At 63.0% G+C, this 23,524-nt stretch carries 19 protein-coding genes and 3 pseudogenes; 13 read left to right on the forward strand and 9 right to left on the reverse strand.

Going from position 1 to position 23,524, the window contains the following annotated elements; genetic code table 11:
• Positions 1-405: 405 nt before the first annotated feature.
• Complete coding sequence (locus DBO86_RS01905; RefSeq protein WP_003461350.1) at positions 406-1,107, reverse strand: SDR family NAD(P)-dependent oxidoreductase; 702 nt, start codon at positions 1,105-1,107, stop codon at positions 406-408.
• An 87-nt stretch (positions 1,108-1,194) separates the two neighbouring features.
• Here DBO86_RS01905 and DBO86_RS01910 point away from each other — a divergent pair, with 87 nt between their 5' ends.
• The 9 genes from DBO86_RS01910 to DBO86_RS01950 all read left to right on the forward strand — a co-directional run bounded on the left by DBO86_RS01910 (position 1,195) and on the right by DBO86_RS01950 (position 12,408).
• Positions 1,195-1,575 (forward strand): MerR family transcriptional regulator, encoded by a 381-nt coding sequence (locus DBO86_RS01910; RefSeq protein WP_017676704.1) that lies wholly within the window; start codon positions 1,195-1,197, stop codon positions 1,573-1,575.
• Between the two features lie 35 nt (positions 1,576-1,610).
• Entirely contained in the window at positions 1,611-2,774 is a 1,164-nt protein-coding gene (locus tag DBO86_RS01915; RefSeq protein WP_108232847.1) for an isovaleryl-CoA dehydrogenase, read from the forward strand.
• Positions 2,775-2,877: 103 nt separating this feature from the next.
• Positions 2,878-4,485: a carboxyl transferase domain-containing protein gene (locus DBO86_RS01920; protein ID WP_108232848.1), complete on the forward strand. Its 1,608-nt coding sequence runs from the start codon at positions 2,878-2,880 to the stop codon at positions 4,483-4,485.
• 86 nt (positions 4,486-4,571) lie between these two features.
• Positions 4,572-5,366: a gamma-carboxygeranoyl-CoA hydratase gene (locus tag DBO86_RS01925; protein ID WP_074855992.1), complete on the forward strand. Its 795-nt coding sequence runs from the start codon at positions 4,572-4,574 to the stop codon at positions 5,364-5,366.
• Between the two features lies 1 nt (position 5,367).
• A complete protein-coding gene (locus DBO86_RS01930) occupies positions 5,368-7,296 on the forward strand; it encodes an acetyl/propionyl/methylcrotonyl-CoA carboxylase subunit alpha (protein ID WP_084340751.1) in 1,929 nt (642 codons plus the stop codon).
• 156 nt (positions 7,297-7,452) lie between these two features.
• Positions 7,453-8,352, forward strand: coding sequence for a hydroxymethylglutaryl-CoA lyase (locus DBO86_RS01935; protein WP_108232849.1), 900 nt, complete (start codon positions 7,453-7,455; stop codon positions 8,350-8,352).
• 221 nt (positions 8,353-8,573) lie between these two features.
• Positions 8,574-10,535 (forward strand): acetoacetate--CoA ligase, encoded by a 1,962-nt coding sequence (locus DBO86_RS01940; RefSeq protein WP_108232850.1) that lies wholly within the window; start codon positions 8,574-8,576, stop codon positions 10,533-10,535.
• 105 nt (positions 10,536-10,640) lie between these two features.
• The gene (locus tag DBO86_RS01945; protein WP_003461339.1) at positions 10,641-11,468 is read left to right on the forward strand and encodes an alpha/beta fold hydrolase; all 828 of its coding nucleotides are present in this window, start codon (positions 10,641-10,643) and stop codon (positions 11,466-11,468) included.
• Between the two features lie 232 nt (positions 11,469-11,700).
• The gene (locus DBO86_RS01950) at positions 11,701-12,408 is read left to right on the forward strand and encodes a GGDEF domain-containing protein (RefSeq protein ID WP_425266778.1); all 708 of its coding nucleotides are present in this window, start codon (positions 11,701-11,703) and stop codon (positions 12,406-12,408) included.
• Here DBO86_RS01950 and DBO86_RS01955 read toward each other — a convergent pair.
• From DBO86_RS01955 to DBO86_RS01970, 3 genes and pseudogenes are all read right to left on the reverse strand, one after another.
• Positions 12,391-12,806, reverse strand: a pseudogene (locus DBO86_RS01955) (IS5 family transposase); the annotation flags it as partial. The gene DBO86_RS01950 and the pseudogene DBO86_RS01955 sit on opposite strands and share 18 nt — an antisense overlap.
• Positions 12,807-13,438: 632 nt before the next feature.
• Positions 13,439-14,199 (reverse strand): annotated as a pseudogene (locus tag DBO86_RS27400) (cache domain-containing protein); the annotation flags it as partial.
• A gap of 117 nt (positions 14,200-14,316) precedes the next feature.
• Positions 14,317-15,636 carry a Na+/H+ antiporter family protein gene (locus DBO86_RS01970; RefSeq protein ID WP_108232852.1) on the reverse strand — a complete coding sequence of 440 codons (1,320 nt, stop codon included), beginning with the start codon at positions 15,634-15,636 and terminating at the stop codon, positions 14,317-14,319.
• Positions 15,637-15,820: 184 nt separating this feature from the next.
• Here DBO86_RS01970 and DBO86_RS01975 point away from each other — a divergent pair, with 184 nt between their 5' ends.
• Complete coding sequence (locus DBO86_RS01975) at positions 15,821-17,965, forward strand: methyl-accepting chemotaxis protein (protein ID WP_039964721.1); 2,145 nt, start codon at positions 15,821-15,823, stop codon at positions 17,963-17,965.
• A gap of 145 nt (positions 17,966-18,110) precedes the next feature.
• A complete protein-coding gene (locus DBO86_RS01980; protein WP_003461326.1) occupies positions 18,111-18,707 on the forward strand; it encodes an NADPH-dependent FMN reductase in 597 nt (198 codons plus the stop codon).
• Between the two features lie 111 nt (positions 18,708-18,818).
• Here DBO86_RS01980 and DBO86_RS01985 read toward each other — a convergent pair whose 3' ends face one another.
• From DBO86_RS01985 to DBO86_RS02000, 4 genes are read right to left on the reverse strand one after another with little or no spacing between them, the layout of a single operon-like run.
• Positions 18,819-20,132, reverse strand: a complete 1,314-nt coding sequence (locus tag DBO86_RS01985) for an ATP-binding protein (RefSeq protein WP_003461324.1) — start codon at positions 20,130-20,132, stop codon at positions 18,819-18,821.
• Positions 20,129-20,797 (reverse strand): response regulator transcription factor, encoded by a 669-nt coding sequence (locus DBO86_RS01990; protein ID WP_003461322.1) that lies wholly within the window; start codon positions 20,795-20,797, stop codon positions 20,129-20,131. The genes DBO86_RS01985 and DBO86_RS01990 overlap by 4 nt, the downstream gene beginning before the upstream one ends.
• The gene (locus tag DBO86_RS01995; RefSeq protein WP_003461320.1) at positions 20,797-21,111 is read right to left on the reverse strand and encodes a PepSY domain-containing protein; all 315 of its coding nucleotides are present in this window, start codon (positions 21,109-21,111) and stop codon (positions 20,797-20,799) included. The genes DBO86_RS01990 and DBO86_RS01995 overlap by 1 nt, the downstream gene beginning before the upstream one ends.
• Entirely contained in the window at positions 21,111-21,419 is a 309-nt protein-coding gene (locus DBO86_RS02000) for a PepSY domain-containing protein (RefSeq protein ID WP_003461318.1), read from the reverse strand. Before DBO86_RS02000 ends, DBO86_RS01995 begins: the two co-directional genes overlap by 1 nt.
• Positions 21,420-21,564: 145 nt before the next feature.
• Between DBO86_RS02000 and DBO86_RS02005 the strand changes: the two genes are divergently transcribed.
• Complete coding sequence (locus tag DBO86_RS02005) at positions 21,565-22,644, forward strand: patatin-like phospholipase domain-containing protein (protein WP_074855978.1); 1,080 nt, start codon at positions 21,565-21,567, stop codon at positions 22,642-22,644.
• A gap of 112 nt (positions 22,645-22,756) precedes the next feature.
• Entirely contained in the window at positions 22,757-23,113 is a 357-nt protein-coding gene (gene queD / locus DBO86_RS02010) for a 6-carboxytetrahydropterin synthase QueD (RefSeq protein WP_074855975.1), read from the forward strand.
• A 47-nt stretch (positions 23,114-23,160) separates the two neighbouring features.
• On the opposite strand, the pseudogene DBO86_RS02015 reads toward queD, so the two are convergent.
• A pseudogene (locus DBO86_RS02015) lies at positions 23,161-23,484 on the reverse strand (IS21 family transposase); the annotation flags it as partial.
• Between the last annotated feature and the right edge of the window lie 40 nt (positions 23,485-23,524).

Raw genomic sequence — 23,524 nt, forward strand, 5'->3', positions numbered from 1 at the left:
CGTAGTAGAGATCCACTCGATTGCACAGTGACATGAACTGATGACGAACCGGTCGCACCGACCTGTGTGTAACCTGCTGCATCCATCGGCCCTCTGCTTTGCAAGGCCGCTAGCCCGGTTAGGCGCACAGGAGCGAAATTCATCATGGCTCAAGGCTAACGCCTTATCAGAAGTCGAATATACGGAAGCAGTCGTACCTAGGTTCAGAGGCAGATTATTTCACTGGCAAAACGGGAGGAGTCCATATACGGATGCACTCCGGGAAATTTCTGCTGGGGCGCCCCGAATGAAATCCTGGCCCCCTCTCTGAGCGTAGGAGCGGCTTCAGCCGCGAATCGAGATGCCATGACTTTCGCGGCTGAAGCCGCTCCTACAAAGGCCACGACCGCCCCAAAAGCATTCTGGTTACTTAGCCGCCATGCGCAGCGCGCCATCGAGACGGATCGCTTCACCGTTGAGCATCGGGTTCTCGACGATATGCCGCACCAGCGCGGCGTATTCGTCGGGCCGACCCAGTCGCGGCGGGAACGGCACGTTGGCCGCCATCGAATCACGCACCTCCTGCGGCATACCGGCCATCATCGGCGTCTCGAACACGCCGGGGGCAATGCACATCACACGGATGCCCGAGCGCGCCAGATCACGCGCCGCCGGCAGCGTCAGTGCCGCGACGCCGCCCTTGGACGCAGCGTAAGCGACTTGGCCCATCTGCCCGTCAAACGCCGCCACCGAGGCGGTATTGATGATGACCCCACGCTCGCCGCCTGCGTTCGGCGTGTTCTGCGCCATGGCCTCGGCTGCCAGGCGCAACAGGTTGAAGCTGCCGATCAGATTGATCTCGACGGTACGGCGGAAACTGTCCAGGCCATGTGCGCCGAACGCCGCCAACGCCTGTGCCACGGCGGCCTGGCCATCCTCTTCGCGGGTGATATCGGCACATACGAAACGGGCGTTGCCGCCCAGCTCGACGAGGGCCTGCTGGCCCGCTTCTACGTTGATATCCAGCAGCACCACCTTGCCACCGCATCCGACCAGCTCACGGGCTGTTGCCAGGCCAAGACCAGAGGCGCCGCCGCAGATCAGGAATACGGATTCGTCGATACGCATGCTCAACCTCTGTGATTGTTGTGGAGTGAGATTGACAGGCAGATTTGCACAGGCTTACGTTAACGTAAAGGTAAACGAGCAATGACCATGGCAACCACTTACTCCATCTCCGATCTGGCCCGCGAGCTCGACATCACCACCCGCGCCATCCGCTTCTACGAGGAGCAAGGCATGCTCGCGCCGGAGCGGCGCGGTCAGGAGCGCGTTTACAGCGCCAAGGACAAGGTGACGCTGAAACTCATCCTGCGCGGCAAGCGCATCGGCTTCTCACTGGCTGAATGCCGCGAGCTGATCGAGCTCTACGACCCGGAAACCGGCAGCCGTAAACAGCTGGAGACCTTCATGGGCAAGATCGCCGAGCGCCGTCTGCAGCTTGAGCAACAGTTACTGGATATCCAGCAGATGCAGCTGGAACTGGATACCGCCGAGGAGCGCTGTCTCGCTGCCTTGGCCGAAACGACCGCGTAATCACCTCCACGACAAGAACAACAGCAGGTGACCCCATGAGCTACCCCACCCTCAATTTCCGCCTCGGCGAAACCCTCGACATGCTGCGCGACTCGGTCCATCAGTTCGCCCAGAACGAGCTGGCGCCACGTGCCGCGCAGATCGACCGTGACAACGAATTCCCCATGGACATGTGGCGCAAGTTCGGCGACATGGGCCTGCTCGGCATGACGGTCAAGGAAGAGTATGGCGGCACCAACATGGGCTACCTGGCGCATGTGCTGGCCATGGAAGAGATCAGCCGCGCCTCGGCCTCGGTTGGCCTGTCCTACGGCGCGCATTCGAACCTGTGCGTCAACCAGATTCACAAGAACGGCAGCGAGGCGCAGAAGCAGAAGTACTTGCCCAAACTGTGCTCCGGCGAGCATATCGGCGCCCTGGCCATGAGCGAGCCCAACGCCGGCTCCGACGTGGTGTCGATGAAGCTGCGCGCCGAAAAACGCGGCGACCGCTACGTGCTCAACGGCAACAAGATGTGGATTACCAATGGCCCGGACGCCCACACCTACGTGATCTACGCCAAGACCGACATCAACGCCGGCTCGCGTGGCATGACTGCCTTCATCGTCGAGCGCGACTTCAAGGGTTTCTCCCGCCACCAGAAGCTGGACAAGCTGGGCATGCGCGGCTCCAACACCTGCGAGCTGGTGTTCGAAGACTGCGAAGTGCCGGAAGAGAACATCTTAGGCAGCGAGGGCGGTGGCGTACGCGTGCTGATGAGCGGCCTGGACTACGAGCGCACCGTGCTCTCCGGCGGTCCGACCGGGATCATGAGCGCCTGCATGGACGTGGTGCTGCCCTACGTGCACGAGCGTCAGCAGTTCAAGCAGTCCATCGGAGAATTTCAGCTGGTGCAGGGCAAGCTCGCCGACATGTACGCCGGCATGAATGCCTCCAAGTCCTACCTGTACAACGTGGCCAAGGCCTGCGACCGCGGCGAGGAATCGCGCAAGGACGCCGCCGCGGTGATCCTCTATACCGCCGAGATGGCCACCAAGATGGCCCTGGATACCATCCAGCTGCTGGGCGGCAACGGCTACACCAATGAATACCCGGCCGGCCGCCTACTGCGCGACGCCAAGCTCTACGAGATCGGCGCCGGCACCAGCGAGATCCGTCGTATGCTGATCGGCCGTGAGCTGTTCAACGAGACCAAGTGATCCCTTCTCCCGCTGGGAGAAGGTGCCCGAAGGGCGGATGAGGGGCTTTCCCCTCACCTCACCCCTCTCCCGGAGAGACAGGGAGCCAAGCGAAGAGGCATCCATGGCCATCCTGCACACCCAGATCAACACCCGCTCCCCGGAGTTCGCCGCTAACCAGGCGGCCATGCTCGCCCAGGTGGACGAACTGCGCGCCCTGCTCGCCCGCGTCCATGAAGGCGGCGGCGCCAAGGCGCAGGAGCGCCACACCTCGCGCGGTAAATTGCTGCCGCGCGAACGCATCAACCGCCTGCTCGATCCCGGCTCGCCCTTCCTCGAGATCGGCCAGCTCGCCGCCCATGAGGTCTACGGCGAAGACGTGCCCGCCGCAGGGGTGATCGCCGGTATCGGTCGTGTCGAAGGTGTCGAATGCATGATCGTGGCCAACGACGCCACGGTTAAAGGCGGCAGCTACTACCCGCTGACGGTGAAGAAGCACCTGCGCGCCCAGGCCATCGCCCGCGAAAACCGCCTGCCGTGCATCTACCTGGTGGACTCCGGCGGCGCCAACCTGCCGCGCCAGGACGAGGTGTTCCCGGATCGCGAACACTTCGGGCGGATCTTCTTCAACCAGGCCAATATGAGCGCGCTGGGCATTGCGCAGATCGCCGTGGTGATGGGCTCCTGCACCGCCGGTGGCGCCTACGTGCCGGCCATGAGCGACGAGACCATCATGGTGCGCGAACAGGCCACCATCTTCCTCGCCGGCCCGCCGCTGGTGAAGGCCGCCACGGGTGAAGAAGTCAGCGCTGAGGAACTGGGCGGTGCCGATGTGCACTGCAAGACCAGCGGCGTGGCCGACCACTATGCAGAGGACGACGAACACGCCCTGGCCCTGGCCCGACGCAGCATCAGCAATTTGAACTGGCGCAAGCTCGGCCAACTCGACAGCCGCGCGCCCATCCCCCCGCGCTATGCCGCCGAGGAGCTGTACGGGGTGATCCCGGCCGACGCCAAGCAGCCCTTCGATGTACGCGAGGTGATCGCGCGTATCGTCGACGACTCGCAGCTGGATGAGTTCAAGGCGCTGTTCGGCACCACCCTGGTGTGCGGCTTCGCCCGCATCAACGGCTATCCGGTGGCGATCCTGGCGAACAACGGCATCCTCTTTGCCGAGGCTGCGCAGAAAGGCGCGCACTTCGTCGAACTGGCCTGCCAACGTGGCATTCCGCTGCTGTTCCTGCAGAACATCACCGGCTTTATGGTCGGGCAAAAATATGAAGCCGGGGGAATTGCGAAACATGGCGCCAAGCTGGTCACCGCCGTGGCCTGCGCCCAGGTGCCGAAATTCACCGTGATCATTGGCGGCAGCTTCGGCGCCGGTAACTACGGCATGTGCGGCCGTGCCTACGACCCACGCTTTTTGTGGATGTGGCCCAACGCGCGGATCGGTGTGATGGGCGCGCAGCAGGCCGCAGGCGTGCTGGTGCAGGTCAAGCGCGAACAGGCGCAGCGTGCTGGCCAGCCCTACTCCGACGAAGACGAGCAGCGTTTGAAGCAGCCCATCGTCGAGCAGTACGAGCAGCAGGCGCACGCCTTCTATTCCAGCGCCCGGCTGTGGGACGACGGCGTGATCGATCCGGCGCAGACCCGCGAGCTGCTGGCCCTGGCGCTGTCGGCCAGCCTCAACGCGCCCATCGAGCCGACCCGTTTCGGTGTGTTCCGGATGTAACACCAGTCTGTAGGAGCCCGCTTGCGGGCGATCAAAAGCATCGCCGGCAAGCCGGCTCTTACACCAGAGTTCTGAGAGCGACAGACATGACCGAATTCACCACCATCGAGCTTGAAAAAGACCCACGCGGCTTCGCCACCCTGTGGCTGAATCGCCCGGAGAAGAACAACGCCTTCAACGCCGAGATGATCCGCGAGCTGATCCTCGCCCTCGATGCCGTCGGTGAAGACAAAAGCCTGCGTTTTCTCCTGCTGCGTGGCCGTGGCAAGCACTTCTGCGCCGGCGCCGACCTGGCCTGGATGCAACAGGCCGCCGGCCTGGACTACAACGCCAACCTGGGCGATGCCCGCGAACTGGCCGAGCTGATGTACAACCTGCACGGCCTGAAGATCCCGACCCTGGCCGTGGTGCAAGGCGCCGCCTTCGGTGGTGCAGTGGGTCTGGCCAGTTGCTGTGACATGGCCATCGGTGCCGAGGACGCCCTGTTCTCGCTGTCCGAGGTGCGCATCGGCCTGGCCCCGGCGGTGATCAGCCCCTTCGTCGTGCAGGCCATTGGCGAGCGCGCCGCCAAGCGCTACGCGCTCACCGCCGAGCGTTTCGACGGCAAGCGTGCCCGCGAACTGGGCCTGCTCGCCGAATGCTTCCCGGCCGATGAGCTGGACGCTCAGGTCGAAGCCTGGGTCGCCAACCTGCTGCAAAACAGCCCGCAAGCCATGCGCGCCAGCAAGGATCTGCTGCGCGAAGTCGGCAGCGGCGACCTGACCCCAGCCCTGCGCCGCTACACCGAGAACGCCATCGCCCGCCTGCGCGTCAGCGCCGAGGGTCAGGAAGGCCTGCGTGCGTTCCTGGAAAAACGCCAACCCACCTGGCAGGAGCAATGACATGATCGACACCCTGCTGGTCGCCAACCGTGGCGAGATCGCCTGCCGTGTGATGCGTACGGCCAAGGCCATGGGCATTCGTACCGTCGCAGTGCACAGCGCCATCGATGCCAATGCACGGCATGTGCGCGAAGCCGACATGGCGGTGAATCTCGGCGGCGCCAAGCCTGGCGAAAGCTACCTGCTGATCGACAAGATCATCGCTGCCGCCAAGGCCAGCGGCGCGCAGGCCATTCACCCCGGCTACGGTTTTCTCTCGGAGAACGCCGGCTTCGCCCGCGCCATCGAACAGGTCGGATTGATCTTCCTCGGCCCACCCGCCTCTGCTATCGAAGCCATGGGCAGCAAGTCGGCGGCCAAGTCGCTGATGGAGGCTGCCGGCGTGCCGCTGGTGCCCGGCTACCACGGTGAAAAGCAGGATCTTGATACCTTCCGCGAGGCCGCCAAACGCATCGGCTACCCGGTGCTATTCAAGGCCGCTGCCGGCGGCGGTGGCAAAGGCATGAAGGTCGCCGAGTCAGAGGTGCAGTTCGCCGAGACGCTGGAATCCGCGCAGCGCGAAGCGCAGTCAGCCTTCGGCGACTCGCGCATGCTGGTGGAAAAATACGTACTCAAGCCGCGCCATGTGGAGATTCAGGTGTTCGCCGACCAGCACGGCAACTGCCTGTACCTCAACGAGCGCGACTGCTCGATCCAGCGCCGCCACCAGAAGGTGGTGGAGGAAGCGCCCGCCCCCGGCCTGTCCGCCGAACTGCGCCGCGCCATGGGCGAGGCGGCGGTCAAGGCGGCGCAGGCCATCGGCTACGTCGGCGCCGGCACGGTGGAATTTCTGCTGGATGAGCGCGGCGACTTCTTCTTCATGGAGATGAACACTCGCCTGCAGGTCGAGCACCCGGTCACCGAAGCCATCACCGGCCTCGACCTGGTGGCCTGGCAGATTCGCGTTGCTCGTGGCGAGCCACTACCCATCAGCCAAGCGCAGATGCCGCTGAACGGCCACGCCATCGAGGTACGGCTGTACGCCGAAGACCCGGATCACGATTTTCTCCCCGCTACCGGCACCCTGGCGCTGTACCGCGAAGCTGCCAGTGGCGATGGGCGCCGTATCGACAGCGGCGTGGCCGAGGGCGACAGCGTCTCGCCCTTCTATGATCCCATGCTGGGCAAGCTGATCGCCTGGGGCGAGAACCGCGAGCAGGCGCGCCTGCGCCTGCTCGCCATGCTCGGCGACACCCTGGTCGGCGGTGTGAAGACCAACCTGGCGTTCCTGTGCCGCATCCTCGCCCATCCGGCTTTCGCCGCGTGCGAGCTGGATACGGGCTTTATCTCGCGCCATCAGCAGCAGTTGCTGCCTGCACCGAGCGAGTTGCCGGAGGCCTTCTGGCAACTGGCAGCCGATGCCTGGGTACAGAGCGAGGCGCCGCTAGAGCGCGACGACGACCCGCATTCGCCCTGGGCGACCCGCAGTGGCTGGCGCGCCGGTGGCGTGACGGAAATCGAGCTGCACCTGAGCAGTCAGGGCGAGAGCCGCAAGGTGCGCGCGAACAACCGGGCGTGCTTGCAGGGTGAAGAGCTGCTGGCGGAGATCGACGGCACACGCCAGCGTCTACGCGCCATTCGCCGTGGCGAAACCCTCTACCTGCAATGGCGCGGTGAACTGCACGCGATCACCCGCTTCGACCCCATCGCGGCCGTTGAAGCCAGCCACGCCCAGCATGGTGGCTTGAGCGCGCCCATGAACGGCAGCATTGTCCGTGTACTGGTCGAACCCGGCCAGACGGTCGAGGCTGGCGCAGCCCTGGTGGTACTGGAGGCGATGAAGATGGAGCACAGCATCCGCGCGCCGCAAGCCGGGACGGTCAAGGCGCTGTACTGCCGCGAAGGGGAAATGGTCAGCGAAGGTGCAGTGCTGGTGGAGCTCGAACCCTAGGGCGGGCCAGGCGCCAATCCGTTTCAGCCCACCGATTCTGCTCTGTGTAGGGCGGGTGCAACCCGCCAGATCGTGTTGGCGGGTTGCACCCGCCCTACGATTTCTTGCCGCAGACGGTGTGCACGGCGCACCCTACGATGAATACGAGGACAACCGATGAACCTGCCCAAATCCGTACGCCTGGTCGAAGTCGGCCCGCGCGACGGCCTGCAGAACGAGAAGCAGCCGATCAGCGTCGCCGACAAGGTACGCCTGGTGGACGATCTGACAGCAGCCGGTCTGAGCTATATCGAGGTAGGTAGCTTCGTCTCGCCCAAATGGGTACCGCAGATGGCTGGCTCCGCCGAGGTGTTCGCCGGCATTCAGCGCCAGCCGGGCGTCACCTACGCCGCCCTGACGCCCAATCTGAAAGGCCTCGAAGCCGCGCTGGAGGTAAAGGTCGAGGAAGTGGCGGTGTTCGCCGCCGCCAGCGAGGCCTTCTCGCAGAAGAACATCAACTGCTCCATCGCCGGCAGCCTGGCGCGCTTCGTACCGCTGATGGAGGCGGCGAAGGCAGCGAACGTGCGCGTGCGCGGCTACGTTTCCTGCGTACTGGGCTGCCCCTACGATGGCGAAATCGCGCCCGAGCAGGTCGCCAGCGTCGCCCGCGAGCTTTACGCCATGGGCTGCTACGAGGTGTCGCTGGGCGACACTATCGGCACAGGCACCGCCGGCAAGACGCGCTCGATGCTCGAGGTGGTCGCTCGCGACATACCGCGTGACAGGCTCGCCGGGCATTTCCACGACACCTATGGCCAGGCCCTGGCCAACATCTACGCCAGCCTGCTCGAAGGCATCAATGTGTTCGACAGCTCGGTGGCCGGCCTGGGCGGTTGTCCCTACGCCAAGGGCGCCACCGGCAACGTTGCCACCGAAGACGTGCTCTACCTGCTGCAGGGCCAGGGTATCGAAACCGGCGTGGACATGGATAAGCTGATCGCCGCGGGTCAACGCATCTGTGAGGTACTGGGCAAGGCCAATGGCTCGCGGGTGGCGCGTGCTCGCCTGAGCCGATAGATGTCATCGCCTTCTGCACTGTAGGAGCGGATTCATCCGCGATTTTCGCGGCTAAAGCCGTTCCTACAAGGGGCTGCAGCGTATCGCCCCGTCGTTTTATCCAGAGTTTCGGAACCGATGAGAAAGTCGGTGCGATAGCAGCAAAGGTCGTCTGAGTTAAAGGTCAAATGCCCCGAACGCACTAAGCTGCAGCCCAGGGACAAGAACGACGAGGACTGACCATGCAGCAACCTCTGTGGACGCCTTCCGCCGAGCGTATCGCCGCCAGCCGAATGGATGCCTTCCGCCGTTTCATCAACGACCGCCATGCCCTGCATCTGGCCGACTACCCTGCCCTGCATGCCTGGAGCGTCGAGCAACGCGAAGCCTTCTGGCAGGCCATCGTCGATTTCTTCCAGATCCACTTCCACGCGCCCGCCGAACGAGTACTAGGCGAAGGCCCGGCAATGCCCGATGCGCAGTGGTTTCCCGGTGCCACCCTAAATTTCGCCGAGCATCTGCTGCGTCGCCGTGACGGTCACCCGGCGCTGGTGGCCGTCGGCGAGGATGGTAGCCGCGAGCAACTCAGCCATGCGCAACTGGCCGCCCATGTCGCCGGGCTGCAACGCGCCCTGCACAACGCGGGCGTGGGCATCGGTGATCGGGTGGCTGCATTCATGCCCAACACCTGGCAGACCGTGGTGGGCGTGCTCGCCACCGCCAGCCTCGGCGCCACCTGGTCGAGTTGCTCGCCGGATTTCGGCACCCAGGGGTTCATTGATCGCTTCGGTCAGATCGAGCCCAAGGTGCTGATCGCCGCCGCCGGCTACCGCTACGCCGGCAAGCGAATCGACCTCACCGACAAGCTCAACGAAATCCTCCCGCAACTGCCCAGCCTGGAACGGCTGGTTATCGTGCCCTACTCACGCGTCGAGGCCAGACCTACTGATTACAAGTCAGCTGCTCTAACGACCCTCTGGCAGGATTTCTACCAACCCGGCGGCGCGCCGCAGTTCACCCCTGTGCCCTTCGACCAGCCGCTGTACATCCTCTACTCCAGCGGCACCACCGGCGTGCCCAAGTGCATCGTCCACGGCGTCGGCGGCACCCTGCTGCAACACGTCAAGGAGCTGGGCCTGCATACCGACCTTGGGCCCGACGACACTCTGTTCTACTACACCACCTGCGGCTGGATGATGTGGAACTGGCTGATTTCCGGCCTGGCCCTGGGCGCCACCCTGGTGCTTTACGACGGCTCGCCCTTCCATCCCGAACCGGCCCGCCTGATCGATCTGATCGACGCCGAGGACATCTCCATCTTCGGCACCAGCGCCAAGTTCATCGCCGCACTGGAGAAAGCCGGCGTCAGACCTCGTGAAAGCCACAAGCTGAGCAGCCTCAAGGTCATTCTTTCCACCGGTTCGCCACTGGCTCACGAGAGCTTCGAGTACATCTACCGCGACGTGAAACGTGACCTGTGCCTGTCGTCGATTTCCGGCGGCACCGACATCGTCTCCTGTTTCGCCCTGGGCAACCCGACCCTGCCAGTCTGGCGCGGTGAACTGCAGTGCAAGGGCCTGGGCATGGACGTGCAGGTGTGGAACGACAATGGCCAGGCGCTGACAGGGGAAAAAGGTGAACTGGTCTGCGCCAGACACTTTCCTTCAATGCCAGTGGGCTTTTGGAACGATGCAGACGGCGAGAAATTCCGCGCTGCCTATTTCGCCACGTTCCCCGGCGTCTGGGCCCACGGCGATTATGCCGAGGAAACCGCTCATGGCGGCCTGGTCATCCACGGCCGCTCCGACGCCGTGCTCAACCCGGGTGGCGTACGCATCGGCACCGCAGAGATCTATCGCCAAGTGGAAAAGGTGCCGCAGGTGCTGGAGTCCATCGTCATTGGCCAGGATTGGCAGGGCGATGTGCGCGTGGTGCTGTTCGTACGTCTGCGTGATGGCGTGACGCTGGACGACACCCTGCGCGAAGAGATTCGCCGAATGATCCGCGCCAACACCACGCCGCGACACGTGCCGGCGAAAATCATCCAGGTCGCCGATATCCCGCGCACCCTCAGCGGCAAGATCGTCGAGCTCGCAGTACGCAACGTCGTCCACGGCCGCCCGGTGAAGAACACCGATGCCTTGGCAAACCCACAAGCGCTGGAGCTGTATCGCAGCCTGGCAGAACTGCGAAACGAGTCGTAGCCAAAAGCCACCAGTCAGAAAAATCACTATACTGACGCCATTTTTTCGTCTTCACAGCAGCTGAGCCCTGGCCAAGGCCAACTCGGCAAATGGCAAGGTGGCGGCATGAACATCATCCAGCGCAACAACGTTCAACGCTTGAAAGCGGAAACGGCCGATGCCCCGACGCTCATCTACGGCCACGGCTTCGGTTGCAATCAGGAGATGTGGAGCAAGGTCACGCCAGCCTTCAGCCAGCACTGGCACCAGGTGCTGTTTGACTATGTCGGCAGCGGCCGCTCCGATGCCAGTGCCTTCCACCCTGCCCGCTATGCCCAGCTGGAGGGTTACGTAGAAGACCTTCTGGAAGTATGCGACGCGCTCGAACTCTCGGGTGATCTGACCTTCGTTGGCCACTCGATCAGTTGCAGCGTCGGCATTCTTGCTGCCATCAGGCGGCCCGAGCTGTTCTCCCGGCTGATTCTTCTCGGCCCCTCCCCCTGTTTTCTCAACGATCCGCCCGACTATCGCGGTGGGTTCGAACGCAGTGACCTGGAAGGGCTGCTGGAGCTGATGGCCCATAACTATCTGGGCTGGGCCCAGCAGTTCGCACCGTTGGTATCGGCCGACGAAACTCCCGCAGTCACCCGGCAGCTCTCCGACAGCTTCTGCTCGACCGACCCAATCATGGCCCATGCCTTCGCTCAAGCCACCTTCTTTTCCGATATCCGCCCGGCGCTACAGTCGTGTCCTTCGCCCAGCCTGATCCTGCACCACCAGCGTGATGCACTGGTTCCCACATCAGTTGCCGACTATCTGCATAGCGCACTCACGGGCAGCACCCTGGAAACGCTGGACGTCAGCGGCCATTGCGCGCACATGAGCCATCCTGAACTGGTGAGCGCCGCCATGCATCGCTACCTGCAGGGAGCACGCACACGTGTTCTATCTTGATCACCTACCCGGCCCGGTACTGGTCACTGACTGCAACGGCCGAATCAAGCACTCCAATTGCGATTTCAAGCGCCTGGCAGGTGCGGGTGCGGCCGAAGGCATGGACCAGTTCTTTCCGCCGGCCAGTCGCATCTTCCTGCAAACCCACGCCTGGCCCCTGTTGCTGCGCAACGGCGAGTTCAGTGAGCTTTACCTGCAACTGCAATCAGAAAACGGCCAGGCAATACCCGTCATGGCCAACGCACGCATCAGCGAAGTCGATGGCGCGCCGGAGGTCATCTGGCTGTTCTTCGTCGCCAAGGATCGCCAACGTTTCGAAGCAGAGCTGCTCAAGGCTCGCGAACAGGCGCAGGAAAGCGCAGCACAACTGGCCAAGGCCAACCTGGCGCTGCAGAGCGCCTACGCCCAGTTGGCCAGCTACGCGGTGGAAATTCAGAGTGAAGCCGAGCAGCTTGCACAACTGAGCCATACCGACCCACTGACTGCGCTGAGTAATCGCAGAGCGCTGTCAGTGCATGTCGAGCAGTGGCTCGGCAGCGTCAGCGACCTGGCTTGCGGCAGCCTCCTGCTGATCGATATCGACCACTTCAAACAGATCAATGATCGCTTCGGCCACGCCGAGGGAGATCGAGTTCTGGTGGATATGGCGCAACGTCTTCTGGCCAGCGTGCGCAGTGGCGACAGTGTGGTGCGCTACGGCGGCGAAGAGTTCGCGATATGGCTACCCCACGCCGATCACGCTGAAGCCAGCGATATCGCCGAGCGCGTGCATGATCAGGTCAAGGCGCTTGAGGTCGCCAACGAACCGGTCACGGTAAGCATCGGCATCGCCAGCCTGAAACCCTGCGACCGCTACCTGGAGCGTCTGCTGGCGGCAGCCGACAAAGCCCTTTACATAGCCAAAGCCCAGGGCAGGAATCGCAGCATTCGACACGAGTAGCCGGCTCAGGATCGATCGCTGCATCGGGCCGCAAACGGTGTTACGCTTTCTCGGGATCACGGCCTTGGCCCCTTGTTGCTCAACCTGCTCCCGAACTCTCTCGCTGTCATAGCCCTTGTCCGCGACAATGGTTTCTGCCTCCGGGAGCTTGGCAATCAATGCGGGAGCCTGGGTGCAATCATTGATTTGACCCCCGTAATTTCAAACTCGATGGGCAGTCCATGAGCATCAACTGCCAGGTGAATCGTGCTGGTATTGCCAGCTCGACTTTTTCCTATGGCCTCATCGTTGCCACTGGCAGCGCCTGCACTGTGTTGGTGAGCCTTGGCATAGCTGCCATCAATGAACACTCATTCCATGTCGGGCTGCGCCACAAGCGCCTTGAAAACCTTCATTGTCGCTCCAGTATAGGAGGCGTGAAGCCCACCCTACTGACCCTTGCACCCACTCCCAACACTTAACGCAGACACAGCCTTTCTATGGCCTACCATCAGGGGCCCCTTCGGGCCGCAGCTCCACAAGAAATGGCTTGCGCTGGAAGCTCGACAACCCGCTGGACATGCCAAAGGCTTGTCCAGCGCCGCTCGCGCAGAGGACGGCGAAAGGACATTGGCGGACAAAGCTGCGCCATGTCCACCCTACGCCCCCCTGCTTCGTGCAGGAGCGACTCAAGCGCCAACCCGGCACCCCGCCGAACCGCCGGCAGCGCAAGCTGAGCGGCCGCCCAGCTTTTTGTGCACAATCCATAAATAAATTGTTTTTAGCCATGGCCACAATTTCTATAGTCGGCATATTCTGACCGACAGGACAGCTTTCCTTCGAGCAGAGCAGAGGTGCCGTGAAGCCTCGTGTAAGCCCATGACCATATAAAACAACTGGCAGGCTATGACATGACCGCAGACAGCAACACCCAAGCCCCAGCTGCGCCCGTCGACAACAGCGACCTCATCTATCAGCTGGACGACACGCCAGCTTTCGCCCCTGCCATCTTCGCGGCGCTGCAGCATGTGCTGGCCAGCTTCGTCGGCATCATCACCCCACCCTGATCGTCGGTAGTGCCCTCGGTCTCGGCGCCCATGTGCCTTATCTGGTGAGCATGAATACGCTTGATGCTGCCATCGACCACGATTTTGGCTGCCTGCCCTTCGCGGTCGCGGCTTCGGCGGCGTTCTGCGCGCTCTTGGCTACTTCGTGCGCGGCAGCGGACATTCCATTGATCGCCGTGACCACCTGATCGGTTTCGTGGCGCTACTGCCCCATGGCCTGCTCGGAGCGCTGCGCCTGCTCGGAAACCTGGCCCACCAGCTCGGTAAGCTGCCCGGTCATTTCGACGATCTGCCGCACCAGGCCATGCACCTTCTCGACAAACCGGTTGGTTGACCAACTCACGGTTGATGTACACACCGTTCGGGTCGTGCCGCTCGGCCAGGCTCTTGCCGACATCCACCGGGCTGTCGCCACGGAACAGGCGCACCACGTTGGAGTCGTGGCCGAAGAAGTAGCCGTCGGCGCCGTACTTGATCTTCGAGAGGATGGCGATGGCCTGTTCGCGCCTGGCCATGTCGCCTTGCGCGGCGCCATCGTAGAGCCCCTTCACCGAGCCCAGTGCGATCTGGATGTAGTGCTCGAGCTCGCTGCGTTTCTCCTGCAGCAGACGCTCACGGGTCTCGGCCACTTCATCAGCAGCCAGATTCTGCAACACCCTCGCCGCCGTGGCGCTGAGCACCAGCGCGAAGAGGTGACGGGAACCAGCGCAAGCAGGATTACCTTGGCTTTCAATGTCAGGTGCATTGTTATTGTCCTTGTGCGAAGCCAACGCAAAAACGGGGCTACCCGTCTATCGGCAGCCCCGTTCAGGAGTTAAGCGACCCAAGCGCCGAGAACTTAACCCGGCGTCTGTTCACACCTTTACAGCAGCATAGCGGCGGCCCAACCGAACGCCAGCAGCGGTAGGTTGTAGTGCAGGAAGGTGGGTACCACGCTGTCCCAGATGTGGTTGTGCTGACCATCGGCGTTCAACCCCGAGGTAGGCCCGAGCGTCGAGTCCGAGGCAGGTGAACCCGCGTCACCCAAGGCACCGGCCGTGCCGACGATGCAGACGATGGCCAGCGGGCTGAAACCCAGTTGCACGCCCAGCGGCACGAAGATCGCGGCGATGATCGGGATGGTCGAGAAGGAAGAGCCAATGCCCATGGTCACCAGCAGCCCGACCAGCAGCATCAGCAGCGCGCCAACGGCCTTGTTATGGCCAATCAGGGCTGCGGAGCTATCGACCAGCGTCCTGACCTCACCGGTGGTCTTCATCACCTCGGCGAAACCTGCAGCGGCGATCATGATGAAGCCGATCATGGCCATCATCTTCATGCCCTCGGTAAACAGACCGTCCGCTTCTTTCCAGCGCACCACGCCGGACACCGAGAAAATCACGAAACCGACCAGCGCGCCGATGATCATCGAGTCCAGCCACAGCTGCACGACGAACGCCGCGGCGATGGCCAGCCCTGCCACCAGCAGGCTCAGCGGGTTGTAGTGCACGTCCACGCGTTCGGCCTGCGCGACTTTCTCCAGGTCATAGACGCGCTTACCACGGTAGCTGAACAGCACCGCGACAAGCAGGCCGAAGAGCATGCCCAGGGCCGGAATGAACATCGCCTGGGTGACATTGATACCCGTGACATCAACCCCGGACTTGGCGACATTGGCCAGCAGGATCTCGTTGAGGAAGATGCCGCCAAAACCCACCGGCAGGAACATGTACGGCGTGATCAGACCGAAGGTCAGCACGCAGGCGATCAAGCGACGGTCGAGCTGCAACTTGCTCAATACATAGAGCAGCGGCGGTACCAGCAACGGAATGAAGGCGATATGGATCGGCAGCAGGTTCTGCGAGGAGATCGCCACCGCCAGCAGCAGCCCGATCAGCAGCCACTTCAGCGCACCACCTGCCCCTTCCTGCTGCTTGCCGACCAGCGCCAGCGCCTTGTCCGCCAGGGCGTGGGCCAGGCCCGCCTTGGCGATGGCCACGGCGAAAGCCCCCAGCAGCGCGTATGAAAGGGCAACGGTCGCCCCACCACCGAGTCCCTGGTTGAACGCCTTCAGCGTGCCCTCGACGCCCAGCCCACCAAGCAGCCCACCGGCCAGCGCACCAATGATCAGCGCCACGACCACGTGTACGCGACAGAGACTGAGGACCAGCATGATGCCGACCGCAGCGATTACAGCGTTCATAAAGCACTCCACCTGCACGGCGCAAAAAGCCGCGTACTCTGCCGTAAGCGAGCCACACCTGTCAAAACGCATGCTCGTTCATTATTTAAATCGAAACGTGCATAATTCCGACCACACACGTATCGATCAAGAATACGGGCCGCACACCGATAACCCTCTAAGTCCATGTAGAAAGGAACGCACCATGCTGTTCAGCCGTCTTTCGATCCAATGGAAGATCACCCTGCTCGCCGGCCTGTGCCTGCTCGCCATCGTCACCTTGCTGGTGGGTGCCTCGCAGTATCAGTCCAACCGCAGCGCCAGCCTGGTGCGCGACGCAAGCTCTGCCATGCTGGAAGAGAGCGCGACACTGCGCCTCAAGGCGCGCAGTGAATTACAGGCGATTCGCATCCAGCGTTACTTCATGGACGCCTACCAGTACGGCAAGGGGTTTTCCCGGCAGATTCTGTTTCTGCGCGAGCAGGCTGAGAAGCGCTTTCTCGATGCCTTCGACCTGCGTGAGGACCTGACCCGCCAGGTGCGCAGCAGCCTGGAAGCCAACCCCGCCCTGCTCGGCCTGTACCTGGTGTTCGAACCCAACGCTCTGGACGGCAAGGACGAGCTGTTCGCCGACCAGCCCGACCTGGGCAGCAATGACGCAGGGCGCTTCGCGCTGTACTGGGCACAACCCACGATCGGCAAGCTGGAAGCCGAGGCCATGACCGAAGAATTGCTCGGCGACACCACGCCGGGTGACAACGGCGTGGCCTACAACGCCTGGTACACCTGCCCGCGCGAGACCCGTCAGCCCTGCGTACTGGAGCCTTATTACGACGAGGTCGGCGGGCAGAAGACGCTGATGACCAGCATCGCCTTCCCGCTGGAACTAGACGGCAAGATCATCGGCGTGATGGGCGTCGATATCAGCCTGGCCAGCCTGCAACAGATCAGCCAGGAGGCCAATCGCGAGCTGTATGACGGCCAGGGCCATATCAGCATCTTCAGCCCCAGCGCCCTGCTGGCGGGCCACAGCCGCGACGGCAGCCTGCTGAGCCAGCCGGTCGAACGCGCCTTTCCCGAAAACGCCAGCGAACTGCGCGGCCTGATCCAGAGCGGCAGCGATGCCGAGCTGCATCACGGTGACATGCTCCGCGAGATCAGCCCGTTCAAACCCATCCCCGAGTCAAAGCCCTGGTCAGTGCTGCTCGAAGTACCTCAGAACGTACTGCTAGAGCGCGCCATCACGCTGGGCGCACAGCTCGATGCCAACCGTGCCAGTGACAGTCTGGTCGCGCTGCTGATGGGCCTTGTCGCGGTGATCGCCGGTCTGCTGCTGATGTGGCTGACGGCACGCGGCGTAACGCGGCCGATTCTCGGTGTGGCCGCCATGCTCAGGGATATCGCCAGCGGCGAAGGCGACCTGACCCGCCGCCTGCAATACGCCCGGCAGGATGAGCTGGGCGAGTTGGCTGGCTGGTTCAACCGCTTCCTCGACAAACTGCAGCCCATCATCGCCGACGTGAAGAACAGCGTGATCGACGCCCGCAGCACGGCCGATCAGTCCGCAGCGATCGCCAGCCAGACCAGCGCCGGCATGCAGCAGCAGTATCGCGAGGTTGACCAGGTGGCGACCGCCTTCCAGGAAATGAGCGCCACCGCCCAGGATGTCGCCCACAATGCCGCGCAGGCCGCAGAAGCCGCGCGCAATGCCGACCAGGCCAGCCGAGAAGGCCTGCAGGTGATCGACCGCACTACCAGCACCATCGATCTTTTGGCCAATGAAATGAATGTGGCCATGCAGGAAGTCGAAGGCCTGGCCAACAGCAGCGAGCAGATCGGCTCGGTGCTGGAGGTGATTCGCTCGATTGCCGAGCAGACCAACCTGCTTGCCCTCAACGCCGCCATCGAGGCCGCGCGTGCGGGCGAAGCCGGTCGCGGCTTTGCCGTGGTCGCCGACGAAGTACGCAACCTGGCCAAACGCACCCAGGATTCGGTGGAGGAAATCCGCCAGGTGATCGAAGGCCTGCAGAACGGCACGCGCGAGGTGGTCAGCACCATGCACAGCAGTCATCGCCAGGCTCAGGGCAGCGTCGAGCAGGTTCAGCAGGCCGTGGCCGCGCTGCAGCGCATCAGCCAGGCGGTCAGCACCATTACCGACATGAACCTGCAGATCGCCAGCGCGGCGGAGGAGCAGAGCTCGGTGGCCGAGGAGATCAACCGCAACGTTGCCTCGATTCGCGACGTCACCGAGGCCATCACCGCACAGGCCGACGAGTCGGCGCAGGTGAGCCAGAACCTCAATCGACTGGCCAATCACCAGCAGAGCCTGATGGATCAGTTCCGCGTGTAACCTCAGGTAGGGCGCGCCGCGCGCACCTCAAATCCGGGCCGCGCACAGGTGGACATGACGCCAAATCATCCTCGCTCTGGCGGCGCTTCCCTTGCGGCGCAGGCAGGCAATCGCCTAGCCTGCGTTCTTTTTCGGGGGAAGCAGCATGCTCAATATCGCCTTGGTCGCCGGCTCCAGCCGCAACAACAGCCAATCGGGAAAGATCGCTCGCGTGCTGCGTCAGCGCCTGATCGAGATGGGGCAAACCACTCAGGACACCAGCAGCATCATCGATCTGGGCCTGGCGCCGCTACCGCTGTGGCCCGCTGAAGATGCCGGCCCCTGGGGCATGTACCAACAGCAACTGGCCGCCGCCGATGCGGTGGTGATCATCGCGCCGGAGTGGAACGGCATGGCCTGCCCGGCGATCAAGAATTTCTTCATCTACGCCAGCAAGGCCGAACTGGCGCACAAGCCGGGCCTGCTGGTTGGCGTTTCCTCCGGTATTGGCGGCGCTTACCCGATCAGCGAACTGCGCGCCTCCAGCTACAAGAACTGCCGCCTGTGCTACCTGCCGGAGCACCTGATCGTGCGTCAGGTCGAGAAAGTATTGAACGGCCCACAGGCGGTGGACGAAGCCGATGAGCGTATCCGCGCCCGCATCGATTACGCGCTCGATGTACTGGTGCGTTACGCCCACGCCCTGCAGCCGGTACGCGCCGCCATCAGCTTCGACAACCCGGCCTTCGCCAACGGCATGTAAGGGAATCGCAGGATGGGTTAGCGGCGCTGAAGGCAGCGTTTGCAGGCGCCAGCGAACTTACCGCGCCGCGTAACCCACCAGACGATGGAGTGACCGGCGTGAGCCTGAGGCTCAACGCCGTGGCAGACTGACCACCACTCGCAGCCCGCCCAGCGGGCTGTCCTGCAGTTCTATACGGCCATGCCAGGCCTCGATGATGTCGCGCACGATACCCAGACCCAGGCCGTGCCCCGCCACTTGTTCATCCAGGCGAGTACCGCGGCCCAGCACGGCCTCGCGGCGTTCGGCATCGATGCCGGGGCCGTCGTCATCGACAGACAGGCGATAGCCCTCGGCACTCTCCTCCACCGTCAACTGCACGCGCTGATCGGCCCATTTGCAGGCGTTGTCCAACAGGTTGCCGAGCAGCTCCAGCAAATCTTCACGATCACGCGGCAGCACCAGGCCCGGCGGCGCCTGCCAGTCCAGACTCAGGCCGTGGTCATGAATCATCGACAAGGTCGCGAACAATCCTGGCAGCTCCTGCGCGCAATCGAAACGTGCACCCGGCAGCACCTCACCAGCCAGGCGCGCACGCCCCAGCTCGCGGCTGAGACGCTGCTCGATCTGCTCCAACTGTTCACGCATGGTCGCGCGCAGGGCCGGATGAGCCGCCAACTCTTCGCGACCCGCTAGGCTGATCAGCACTGCCAGCGGCGTTTTAAGTGCATGGCCAAGATTGCCCAACGCATTGCGCGAGCGCTTGAGGGTGTCCTCGGTATGCGCCAACAGGTGGTTGATCTGCGCGACCAGAGGCTCCAGCTCCTCGGGCACCTCGGCATCCAGATCGCTACGTCGACCCTGCTGCAGTTGCGCGATCTGCTGACGCACCTGTTCCAGTGGGCGCAGGGCTCGGCGAACGGTGTAGCGCTGGGCAACAAGGATCAGCAGCAGCGCAGCGCCTCCCAGGCCCAAACCCACCCACTGCATGCGGCGAAAACTCTGCAGTATCGGCTGGTAATCCTGCGCCACGCTGATCGACAGATTCTCGCCATAGCGACGGTAGTCGGCGCGGTAGATCAGCAGCAACTGGCCTTGCGGGCCATCGCCCAGCTCGGCCTGCATGCCAATGCCGTTGGGTTTGAGCAGCTCACGATCCCACAGCGAGCGTGAACGCCAGCTGCGGTCGGAAAAATCGATGCGAAAGTAATGCCCCGAGAATTGCCGTTGGAACGAGGGATCGAGACGTCGCTCATCCAGTTGCAAACCTGCCGGACCACGGATCAGCGCGGCCAGCAGGCCTTGCGCCTCGTCACGCAGATTCTCTTCCAGATAAGCGCGCAGGCCGCGGTCGAAGACCCAGAGGCTGGCCTGCGCCAGTACCAGCCCAACCAGCAGCAGCGTCGCGGCCAGGCCAATACCGAGCCGGCGCTGAATGGACCTCAACCCTGCTCTCCGGTAAAGCGGTAGCCCTGCCCGCGGCGGGTCTCGATCACGTTGCGTCCGAGCTTGCCGCGCAGGCGGTTGACGTGAACCTCGATGACGTTGGAATCACGCTCTGTCTCGCCGTCATAGAGGTGGTCGGCGAGATGACTCTTGGAGAGAATCTGCCCCGGATGCAGCATGAAATAACGCAGCAGACGAAACTCGGCTGCAGTCAGGTCGATGGCTTCGCCGCCTGCTGTCACGCACTGGCGGCTCTCGTCCAGTTGCAGCCCGGCGGCCTCCAGTTGCGGCTGGTTAGCCAGGCCATGGGCGCGGCGCAACAGCGCCTGGATGCGCAGGGCCAGTTCCTCGGGGTGGAAGGGTTTGGTCAGGTAGTCGTCGGCGCCGGCCTTCAGTCCTTCGATGCGCTCGGCCCAGGAACCTCGCGCAGTCAGCACCAGCACCGGCGTGGCCAGTCCGCCGGCACGCCACTCCTGCAGCACCTCAAGCCCCGGCTTGCCTGGCAGGCCTAGGTCGAGAATGATCAGGTCATAAGGCTCGCTGGCGCCCTGATAGGCCGCATCACGGCCATCGGCCAACCAGTCCACGGCATAGCCCTGACGCGTGAGGCTGGCGGTCAACTCATCGGCCAGGGGTACATGGTCTTCCACCAGCAACAGGCGCATCAGTCGTCTTCCTCATCCTTCAGAATATTGCCGTTGCGGGCATCCAGTTCGAGCTCACGCACCACGCCCGAGGTGGTCAGAATCTCGACTTCATAGACCAGCACGCCATCCTCTTCCTCCAGCTCCGCTTCGAGCAAAGTGGAACCGGGGTAGGCATTGCCGATGTGCTCCATCAGCTGCTCGAAGGGCATGATGACACCCTCGCGCCGCAGGCGCAGAGCCTCATCCTGGTCGAGATCGCGCGCAATCCCCGGCACACTGGCGAAACCGCATGCCAGAACCAGCAACAGCGCGGTGGTACGTCGAAACTTCATCAATCGTCCTGATGGTTCTTGAGGATTTCCCCGGTGCTGGCATCCAGCTCCAGGTCCCACTGCACGCCCTGGGTATCGCGCAGCTCGATCTGATAGATATAGCGACCGTATTCGTCTTCCAACTCGGTTTCTTCGATGCGCGCGCCTGGATGCTGGGCCAGTGCCGCTTCATTGAGCTGTTCGAAGGATTTGATGGTCCCGGCATCACGCAGACGCTGGGCCTCATCCGGGCCGAGATCACGCGCCTGGGCAATGGTAGCGACGCTGGCGAGGGTGGCAAGTGTTGCGAGGCTGATCAATCGTTTCATGGGTTTCTCCAGCAGTGAATCAGTGACTGCCACTCTAGGCCCAGGCACTTAATTCAAGCTGAATTCACTCACGTCATTCACCGCATGAAGTGGCTTGGCCTGCTCACTCAGCCCTCTATAATCGCCTGCTGCGAAAGGAGGCATGATGAGCGCGATCCATATCAAATCCCCTGCCCTGACTATCAAGGTCGGCCCCAGAGCCTTGGCGCGAATTAGCCAGAATGGCCTGAGCCCGGCGGACGTCGGCATCCTGCCTGGAGCGGCAGGCGGGCCCAAGGGCATCGGCATTCAAGGCCTGGATCTGGCACTGTTTGGTGACTGGTTGCTTCGCGCGCCGCGTGAACGCGCACTGATCGGCGCGTCCATCGGCTCCTGGCGCTTCGCCAGTGCCTGCCTGCCCGATCCGGCAGTGGGGATTCGACGACTCGGTGAGCTGTACACCTCCCAGCGCTTCGCCAAAGGCGTGAGCATGGCCGAGGTGTCGGGCAGTTGCCGGCAGATGCTCAACGAGCTGCTCGCCGATCAGGATGCCGCCATCATCGCCAACCCGCACTACCGCCTGCATATTGTCGTGGTCAATAGCCATGGCCTGCTGCAACACGACCATCGCGGCAAACTCGGCCTTGGCCTGTCATCGGTGATCGGCAACAACTTTCTGGCCCGCCAGCGCCTTGGCCGTCATTTCGACCGAGTGATTCTGCACGATGCGCGACAGGTGCCGCCCCTGGCTCAGTTGAGCGACTTCCGTTCGCACTTCCATGCGCTGACCTCGAAGAACCTGCGCCACGCCCTGCTGGCTTCGGGCTCGATCCCCATGGTGATGGAGGCGATTCGTGAAATTCCTGGCCTGGAACCAGGCGCCTACCGCGACGGCGGCCTACTCGACTATCACCTCGACCTGCCCTACAGCGGCGAAGACATCGTGCTCTATCCGCACTTCACCGACCGGGTGATACCGGGCTGGTTCGACAAGAGCATGCCTTGGCGCCGTGGCGACCGCAGCCGCCTGCAGGACGTACTGCTGCTGGCACCATCACGCGACTACCTGGCGCGCCTGCCGCACGGTAAGCTGCCGGATCGTACCGACTTCAAGCGTTACCTGGGCAATGATGAGGGGCGCGAGCGCTACTGGCGTCAGGCCATGGCCGAGAGCGCGCGGCTCGGCGACGAATTTCTCGAACTGGTCGAAAGCGGCCGCCTGGCAGAACGCCTGCAACCCCTCTGATTGATCCGGTCAACCTTTTGAGCGGACGTGATTAGGCGGCAATCGGGCCATACCTGATAAACTGTGCCGCTCAACGCCAATCAGGCGGAATCATTTACGCGAGCGCTGTTCAGTGGAATTGTTCAAAGAGTTCATCTTCGAGGCGGCCCATCGCCTGCCACACGTACCGGAAGGCCACAAATGCGGCCGCCTGCACGGCCACTCCTTTCGAGTCGCCATTTATATCGAAGGTGAAGTCGATCCCTATACCGGTTGGATTCGTGACTTTTCTGAGATCAAGACGATCTTCAAACCGATCTACGAGCAGCTCGACCACAACTACCTGAACGACATCCCCGGCCTGGAAAACCCAACCAGCGAAGTGCTGGCCAAGTGGATCTGGCAACAGGTCAAACCCTTGCTGCCTGAGCTGTCGCGCGTACGCATCCACGAGACCTGCACCAGCGGCTGCGAATATCGCGGCGATTGATCAGCGCCCAGAAACAGCAAAGGCCACCTTCAAGGTGGCCTTTTTATTGATGCCGACAAAGCCTGCGGCTGGCTCAGGCGGTACTCCTGCCAGAGCAGCGCCAGGGTTACGCCGGGGCGGCGCAGTTCGGCATGCATCCATGCCCAATCGGGCAGTGGACGCTGCTCGCTGGGCACCACTGGTGTCAGCGGGAACAGTTGCTGCTCCAACTCGGCATCGGACAACGAACAGGGCCAACTGAGACCGCTGGCGGCAAAACGATTGAGGTAGTCGCCGACGGTGACACGACCGACCTGCACGCTGACCGCAATCTGGCGAGCCGATAGTCCGACCTCGAACTTGAGACGTAGTACTTCGCGAATCTTACGCATGGATAAACGCTCCACGACGACCTCTCTGCTTCGAAAAAGA

It is taken from the genome of Ectopseudomonas oleovorans, assembly GCF_003052605.1.
GTDB classification, from domain to species: Bacteria; Pseudomonadota; Gammaproteobacteria; order Pseudomonadales; family Pseudomonadaceae; genus Aquipseudomonas; species Aquipseudomonas oleovorans_A.